General features: G+C 68.6%; 6 protein-coding genes. 4 read left to right on the top strand and 2 right to left on the bottom strand.

The window, feature by feature from the left end; translation table 11 throughout:
- Positions 1 to 753: septal ring lytic transglycosylase RlpA family protein (locus tag E4O86_RS21800; RefSeq protein WP_246206547.1), on the bottom strand; the 753-nt coding region annotated here is incomplete at its 3' end.
- Between the two features lie 334 nt (positions 754 to 1,087).
- Between E4O86_RS21800 and E4O86_RS21795 the strand changes: the two genes are divergently transcribed.
- Positions 1,088 to 1,363, top strand: coding sequence for a YMGG-like glycine zipper-containing protein (locus tag E4O86_RS21795; protein WP_161142658.1), 276 nt, complete (start codon positions 1,088 to 1,090; stop codon positions 1,361 to 1,363).
- Positions 1,364 to 1,469: 106 nt separating this feature from the next.
- On the opposite strand, the gene E4O86_RS21790 is transcribed toward E4O86_RS21795, so the two are convergent.
- The gene (locus tag E4O86_RS21790; protein ID WP_161142657.1) at positions 1,470 to 3,278 is read right to left on the bottom strand and encodes a PAS domain S-box protein; all 1,809 of its coding nucleotides are present in this window, start codon (positions 3,276 to 3,278) and stop codon (positions 1,470 to 1,472) included.
- A 220-nt stretch (positions 3,279 to 3,498) separates the two neighbouring features.
- Here E4O86_RS21790 and E4O86_RS21785 point away from each other — a divergent pair, with 220 nt between their 5' ends.
- The 3 genes from E4O86_RS21785 to E4O86_RS23710 all read left to right on the top strand — a co-directional run.
- On the top strand, positions 3,499 to 5,304 hold the full coding sequence (locus E4O86_RS21785) for a type VI secretion system Vgr family protein (RefSeq protein ID WP_161142656.1): 1,806 nt from the start codon (positions 3,499 to 3,501) through the stop codon (positions 5,302 to 5,304).
- Complete coding sequence (locus E4O86_RS21780; protein ID WP_161142655.1) at positions 5,301 to 5,903, top strand: DUF6931 family protein; 603 nt, start codon at positions 5,301 to 5,303, stop codon at positions 5,901 to 5,903. Before E4O86_RS21785 ends, E4O86_RS21780 begins: the two co-directional genes overlap by 4 nt.
- 99 nt (positions 5,904 to 6,002) lie before the next feature.
- The coding region (locus E4O86_RS23710) for a type VI secretion system-associated FHA domain protein (RefSeq protein ID WP_161142654.1) at positions 6,003 to 6,641 on the top strand (639 nt) is incomplete at its 3' end.

Here is a 6,641-nt window from a genome sequence, read left to right as displayed (position 1 = left end):
CGCGACCGCGGTCGGCGCGTCGGGCGCGCGCGCGGCGACGGCCGGCTCCGGCCTCGCCTCCGGCGCGGGCGTCGGCCGGACCTGGTCGGCATAGGCCACCATCACGTTCGCCGAGCCGCCCGACGGCGCGGTCGGCAGCATGCCCGGCCCGCGATAGGAGGCGAGGAGGAACGCGTCGTCGTCGCCCTCGACCGGCGCGGCCCCGGCATACTGGACGCGCACGCGCGCCATGCCCTTGCCCTTGAAATCGAGAAGCTCGGCCGTGCGCTCGGAGACATCGATGAGGCGGCCCTTCGCGAACGGCCCGCGGTCGTTCACCCGCACCACGATCGAACGCTGGTTGAGGAGGTTGGTGACGCGGACATAGCTCGGCAACGGAAGCGTCGGATGCGCGGCGGAAAGAGCGAGGCTCTCGAAGGTCTCCCCGCCGGCGGTCATGCGGCCGTCGAAGCGGGGCCCGTACCAGGAGGCGATGCCGATCGCGTCGTAGTTCGGGCTAGCCTTCGGCGTGTAGGTCTTGCCGGCGACCTTGTAGGGCTTGCCGATCTTCGGCGATGCGGCCGCCACGTCCGCCTTGGCCGGAACCTCCGCCGCAGCCGTCGCGGCTTCCGGCGCAAGGTCGGCGGAGGCGTTCTTGAGCCCGGTCGACGTGCAGGCGCCGAGGCCGAGGAGAAGTGCGAAACTGAGGAGCGGTGGACAATATCGCCCGGGACCGGATGGCGCGCGTGCTGCCGAATCTGTGCCAGAGGTCAACCGTCCCTCCCTTCCTGTCCCAGAATGTGCCACGCCTTGCACCGGCGTCTTGCGGCTCCTGTTGCGAATCCATCCTTCGCGGGGAAGGAGCGTCATGGCTAGACGGCGGGTCCGGCAGGCGCAACGGAACGAGATGTGAACAGCCGTTGAAGCGACGCGGCCGCCACCGAGAAAATCCGACACTGTGGTTCCCGTGCAACGGTGCGACAGCCGCGGCCGCTGTGAAAAGCATCGTTCGGTTGGTGGCGGGGAACACAAGCCCCGTACTAACGTTGCACGGCTTTGTAACCGCGCGCCCGCACCGGTCGGGAGCCAAAGAACGGGGAAGAGTCGAATGAGAAAGATCATGCTCGCCGGCGTCGCTGCGCTCAGCCTGACGGCCTGCACGACCACGGAGCGGAACACCGCCACCGGCGCAGCGATCGGCGCCGGCGCGGGTGCGGTCATCGGCGGCGTCGCCTCCGGAAGCGCCGAGGGCGCGCTGGTCGGCGCGGCAATCGGCGGGGCCTCCGGCGCCATTATCGGAGCGGTCGCGGAGCGGCCCGGCTATTGCTACGCGCGGGATCGCTACGGACGGCGCGTCGTGGTGCAGTGCCCGCCGGGCTACTGATCCGGCAGCGCGGGCCAAGCCATCCGGGGGCGGACGAAGTCCGCCCCCGCTTCGTCTGAAGCGGGTTCAGTGCCGAATTCCGCCGGCGGGCCGCCGAGCCCGCTCGTCACTTCTTCTTCGGGCGGAACGGAACGATCCCGGCCGCCACGTTCTCGTGATCGAGCAGTCTCATCAGCGTCGAAGTCAGCTGGTCCGGCTCGAGCGGCTTCGGCACCAGGGCGGCCGATTTGAACGCGCCCGGCAGGCCCTCCCGTCCGTAGCCCGTGGCGAAGGCGAACGGTATCCCGCGCTTCGTCAGTTCGGCGGCGATGGAATCGGCTGACCGGCCGGCAAGGTTCACGTCGAGGAGAGCGGCATCCGGGCGCGCGCGGGCGACGAGCTTCATCGCATCGCCGACGGTCCCGGCCGGCCCCACGATCTCGCAGCCGATCGAATCGAGGAGCGCCTCCATCTCGAGCGCCACGAGGGGCTCGTCTTCGACGACGAGGATGCGCTTGCCCTTGAAGACCGGCCCGGGACCGGATGCAGCCGGGTCGCGCGCCAGCGCGCGCGGCAGTTCGGCGAAATGCCGGATGGCGCCCCCGGGATCCTCTTCCGGCAGCGGCAGCCGCAATTCGCAGACGATCCCGTCGGCGCGATAGTCGATCGAGGCGAAGCCGCCATTGGCCCGCAGCGTGCGCTCGATCAGGGTCGTCCCGAAGCCGTGACCGTTCGGCACGCGCACGCCTGCGACGCCGCTCTCCCGCCATTCCATGACGAGCACGCGATCGGAATGCGTCTCGAGGCTCCACTCGATCGAAAGCTGTCCGGACGGAACGGAGAGCGCACCGTATTTGCGGGCGTTCGTCGCAAGCTCGTGCAGCACGAGCGCAATCTGAACGGCGCTGCGCGCGTCCAGCATGATGAAGGGACCCGAGCACCTGATCCGGCTGCCGTCGCTGCTGCCGAGCACGACCTGCTCGCGGATGATCTCGGCGAGATCGCTCCCCTTCATCTTTGCACTGACAAGAAGATTGTGAGCGCGGGCGAGCGCCTGTACGCGTCCGTTGAAGCTCGTTACGAACTCGCGCGGGCTCGCCGCCATGCGCAGCGACTGGCTGGCGATCGCCTGGATCATGGCGAGCGTGTTCTTCACGCGATGGTTCAGCTCATCGAAGAGAAGCCGCTGAAGCTCCTCGCTGCGCTTTCGCTCGGTGATGTCGCGCGCCACCTTGGAGGCGCCGACGATATTGCCCGCGCTGTCCCTCAGGGGCGAAACGGTGAGCGAGATGTCGAGCCGCCTTCCGTCCTTCGTCACGCGGACCGTGTCGTAATGGTCGATATGCTCGCCGCGCCTCAGCTTGGAGAGGATCATGTCCTCTTCCTTGTGGAGCTCCGGCGGAATGATCTTCAGGATCGACTCGCCGATCATTTCCTCCGGCTCGTAGCCGAGGATGCGCGTCGCGCCCGCGTTCCAGGACCTGATCCGGCCTTCGAGCGACTTGCTGATGATGGCGTCGTCGGAAGAGGAGACGATCGCCGCAAGGTGCGCCGACAGGAGATCGGCCTGCTTGCGTTCGCGCATGTCGACGAGGAGGTTGACCGCGCTCGTCACCTCGCCCGTGGCGCTGCGCAGCAGCGCCGGATAGGCCATGAACGGCACCCGGCTCCCGTCCGGCCGCTCGGCGATCGCCTCGATCCCGCGAAGAGCCTCCCCCCGCCGCAGCGATTGCGCCATGGGGCTGTCTTCGTAAGCCATCGGCCGGCCGTCGGGCCACAGGAGCCGGTACGACCCGCACCACCGGGTGCTCCCGGTTTCCGGCCGGTGCCCCCAAAGCTCCGCCGCGGCCTCGTTGAAGAACGTGATCCAGCCCTCCGGATCGGTCATGTAGACGGCGACGGGCAGCGCCTCGAGCAGTTCTGTTCCGGCAATCATCATCTTCCCCACGGCGGGCGCAACGCCTTGCTGGCCATATGGTTCCCTCGCCGGTTGCCGACCAGCGCGTCCGGCGCGCGCCCGCGGCGGCCGGTGCTGAGCCTGCCGGCGCGGGTGGCCGACGGGTCTGGCCAGATTTCGCGGCATGGCGCATGATTTCGTCGTGCGCGCTCGGTTTCGGCCACTTCGCGTCCGCTGCCGGCTGGGGGGAAATACGTGAATGGCGAACTCGGTGCAGCAGGCTGGCCGCGCAGGCGAGTTGGACACGCCGCTCGGACAGGACGTCCTCGTGCTCACGCGGTTCAGCGGAACCGAAGCGCTGAGCGAACTCTTCGAATATCGCGTGGATGCGCTCTGCACGCAGGAGGACGTGAGCTTCGATGACATTCTCGGAAAGCATTGCAGCGTCGGATTGAGCGCCGTCGGAAATCGCGACCGGTGGTTCGACGGCATCCTCACCGAGGTCGAAGGGCTCGGCGACACGATCGAGGGACCGATGTACCGGCTGGTCCTCCGCCCCTGGTTCTGGCTGCTCTCGCGGCGGACGAACTCGCTCATCTTCCACGAGCAGACTGCGCCCGACATCATCGCGGCCATCTTCTCCGCCCATGGCGGCCTGGCGGAGTTCGAGTCGCTCCTGTCGAAGGGCTATCCGGAGCTGGAATATTGCGTGCAGTACCAGGAGAGCGACATGGCATTCGTCTCCCGGCTCATGGAAAGGCACGGTATCAGCTTCCACTTCCGGCACGAGCGCGGCCGCCACACGCTCGTCATGGGCGACAGCCTGTCCTCCTATGCGGCGGTTGCGGGAAGCAAGCGGCCCTACTACCCGCCTTCGGGCAACTACCGCAGGTCCGAGGAGCACTTCTCCCGCTGGTCGCCCGAACGCCGCTTCACCACCGGAAAGGTCACCCTCAACGACTACGACTTCAAGAAGCCTTCCGCCGATCTCGAGGCGGAGAAGACGGGCGACGCAGGCTACGAGCACGGCCAGCTCGAATCCTATGTCTATCCGGGCAATTACGTCTCGGAAGGCGACGGGGAGACCTATGCCCAGGTCCGCCTGGACATGGAACGTGCGGCCGACACCCGCTTCTATGCCGTCGGCGATTGCGCGACCTGCTATCCGGGGGCGCTCGTCACGCTCGAGAAGCACCCGAACGCCGCGCTCAACGTGGAATATCTCGTGCTCCGCTGCCGCCATACCTATTACGCGGAGGCGTATCGCTCGGGCGGCGCGGCGGAATCGGACGAGCCCTATCAGGGCGAATACGAATTCATGCCGTCGAGCCGGAACTATGCGCCGCCGAACGTGACGGCGAGGCCGCGCATTCCCGGCCCGCAGACGGCGAAGGTCGTGGGGGAAGGCGAGATCGACTGCGACGAGCACGGGCGGATCCTCGTGCGATTCCACTGGGATCGCAACCAGGACCAGTCGATGCGCTGCCGGCTGGCGCAGGTGTGGGCCGGCAAGCAATGGGGCGGGATCTTCATCCCGCGCGTCGGGATGGAGGTCGTGGTCGAGTTCCTGGAGGGGGATCCCGACAGCCCGCTCGTCATCGGGTGCGTCTATAACGGGGACAACAAGCCGCCCTACCCTCTTCCCGGCGAGAAGAACACCGCCGGATGGAAGTCGAACTCGACGACGGGTGGCGGCGGCTACAACGAGATCGCCTTCATCGACACCAAGGGACAGGAAGTCCTTCGCGTGCACGCGGAGCGCGACCTGACGACGGCGGTCGGCCGCGACGAGCAGCGCACGATCGGCCGGAACCGGAGCGGGACCGTCGGCGCCAACGACAGCCTCCATGTCGGCGCCGAGCTTTACGTGTGGGCGAAGGACAAGATCACGTTCGAGGTCGGCAAGAGCTCGATCGTGATGGACGGCATGTCGGTGACGATCACCTCCCCGATCGTGGAGGTGAAGGCGGCCATGCAGTTCAAGTCGAGCAGCGGCATGGTCTCCGAGCACAGCGCGGCGGCGCTGATGGACATCAAGGGCACCATTGTGAAGATCAACACATGAGCGATCCCGATGCCGTCGGCAGCGTGCAGCCGGAGGACTCGGCCCGGCCGCCGGCCTACCGTCTGCGGTTCAGCACGGCCGCCGAACTGTTCGAGGCGTTCCCGGCGGCGCGGGACGACATGCGCGCCGAACCGGACGACCGGCCGATCCTCGAATTCCTGCGAGGCCTCGCGAACGGACCGACGCCCGAAGAGGCGATCACCTTCGCCGCCTACCTGCTCCCGCGCCGGGAGGCCGTCTGGTGGGCGCACCAGTGCCTGCGCCAGGTGCCGGACGCGTTGACCGCCCAGGACCAGGAGATGCTGGCGGCGGCCGAGGCCTGGGTGCGGGAGCCGGAGGAGGCGCTGCGCCGCGCAGCCCTCGACCGCGCCATGGCGGCGAGCGGCAAGACCCCCGGCGTGTGGGTGGCGCTCGCCGCCGGTTGGAGCGGCGGAAGCATGACGCCGGAGGCGCCCGGCACGGTCGCGCCGCCCTTCCTCACGCCGCGCGCGGTGAATGCGGCGGTGCTCGGCATCCTCGCCCGCGTTGCCCGGCCCTATCGGGAGGAAACCTTGAACGCCTTCGTGACGATGGCGGTGCGGCTCACGGCGGCGGTCTGAGCGGGAATCGCGGCGGCCGCCCGCCGGCCGGGTTGCGTCGGGTCTCGCCTGTAGTAGGCTTTGAAGGCGCCGTCCGGCAGGGCCGCGGACAGACGGAACATGACGGCTTCGATCACGCTCACCATCGAGAATTGCGAGCGCCTTCCGGATGGCGGCCCCCTGCAGTTCAGGACGCGCCAACGCGGCTTCGACATCGGGCGCGAGCAGCATCTCGACTGGACCCTGCCGGATCCGAGCCGCTTCATTTCCGGCCGCCACTGCGAGGTGCGCTTCGAGAAGGGGGGCTTCTGGCTCTACGACATTTCGCGAAACGGGACGTTCCTGAACGGTGCGACGGCCCGGGTGAAGAGCCCGTATCGGCTGGCGGACGGCGACCGGCTTCAGATCGGGCACTACATCGTCGCCGTGGCGATCGAGGGCGGGGCCTCCGCGGAGGATCTGCAGGCCCCATTCGGAGCGTCGCCGCAGGTGGAGATCGGGTCCGGAAGCATCTGGGACACCGGCACGCCGGCGCCGGCGCCGATGGACCGGCGCGCGTTCCTGCCGCCGCGGCAGGGCGCCGTGCGTGCGCCGGACTTTTCCGAGCAATATCTCGACGTACCGGAGTTCCGCCCGCCTCGCCCGGAGCCGTCCTTCGGCGCCGTGGAGCCCGCGCCCCCGGCCTGGGAGCGGCAGGCGCCCGCCTGGCCGGAACCCGAACCGCGCGAAGTTCCGCCCGCCGCGGCGCGGCCGCGGGAG

The organism is Propylenella binzhouense, from assembly GCF_009866965.1.
GTDB lineage: Bacteria > Pseudomonadota > Alphaproteobacteria > Rhizobiales > Afifellaceae > Propylenella > Propylenella binzhouense.
The sequence above is the reverse complement of the archived record's forward strand: the minus strand, read 5'-3'. Positions and strand labels throughout refer to the sequence as shown.

Excerpts from the sequence above, each read along its gene's own strand:
- E4O86_RS21795 (WP_161142658.1), top strand. The coding sequence starts at position 1,088 with ATGAGAAAGATCATGCTCGCCGGCGTCGCTGCGCTCAGCCTGACGGCC.
- E4O86_RS21790 (WP_161142657.1), bottom strand. The coding sequence starts at position 3,278 with ATGATTGCCGGAACAGAACTGCTCGAGGCGCTGCCCGTCGCCGTCTAC.
- E4O86_RS21785 (WP_161142656.1), top strand. The coding sequence starts at position 3,499 with ATGGCGAACTCGGTGCAGCAGGCTGGCCGCGCAGGCGAGTTGGACACG.
- E4O86_RS21780 (WP_161142655.1), top strand. The coding sequence starts at position 5,301 with ATGAGCGATCCCGATGCCGTCGGCAGCGTGCAGCCGGAGGACTCGGCC.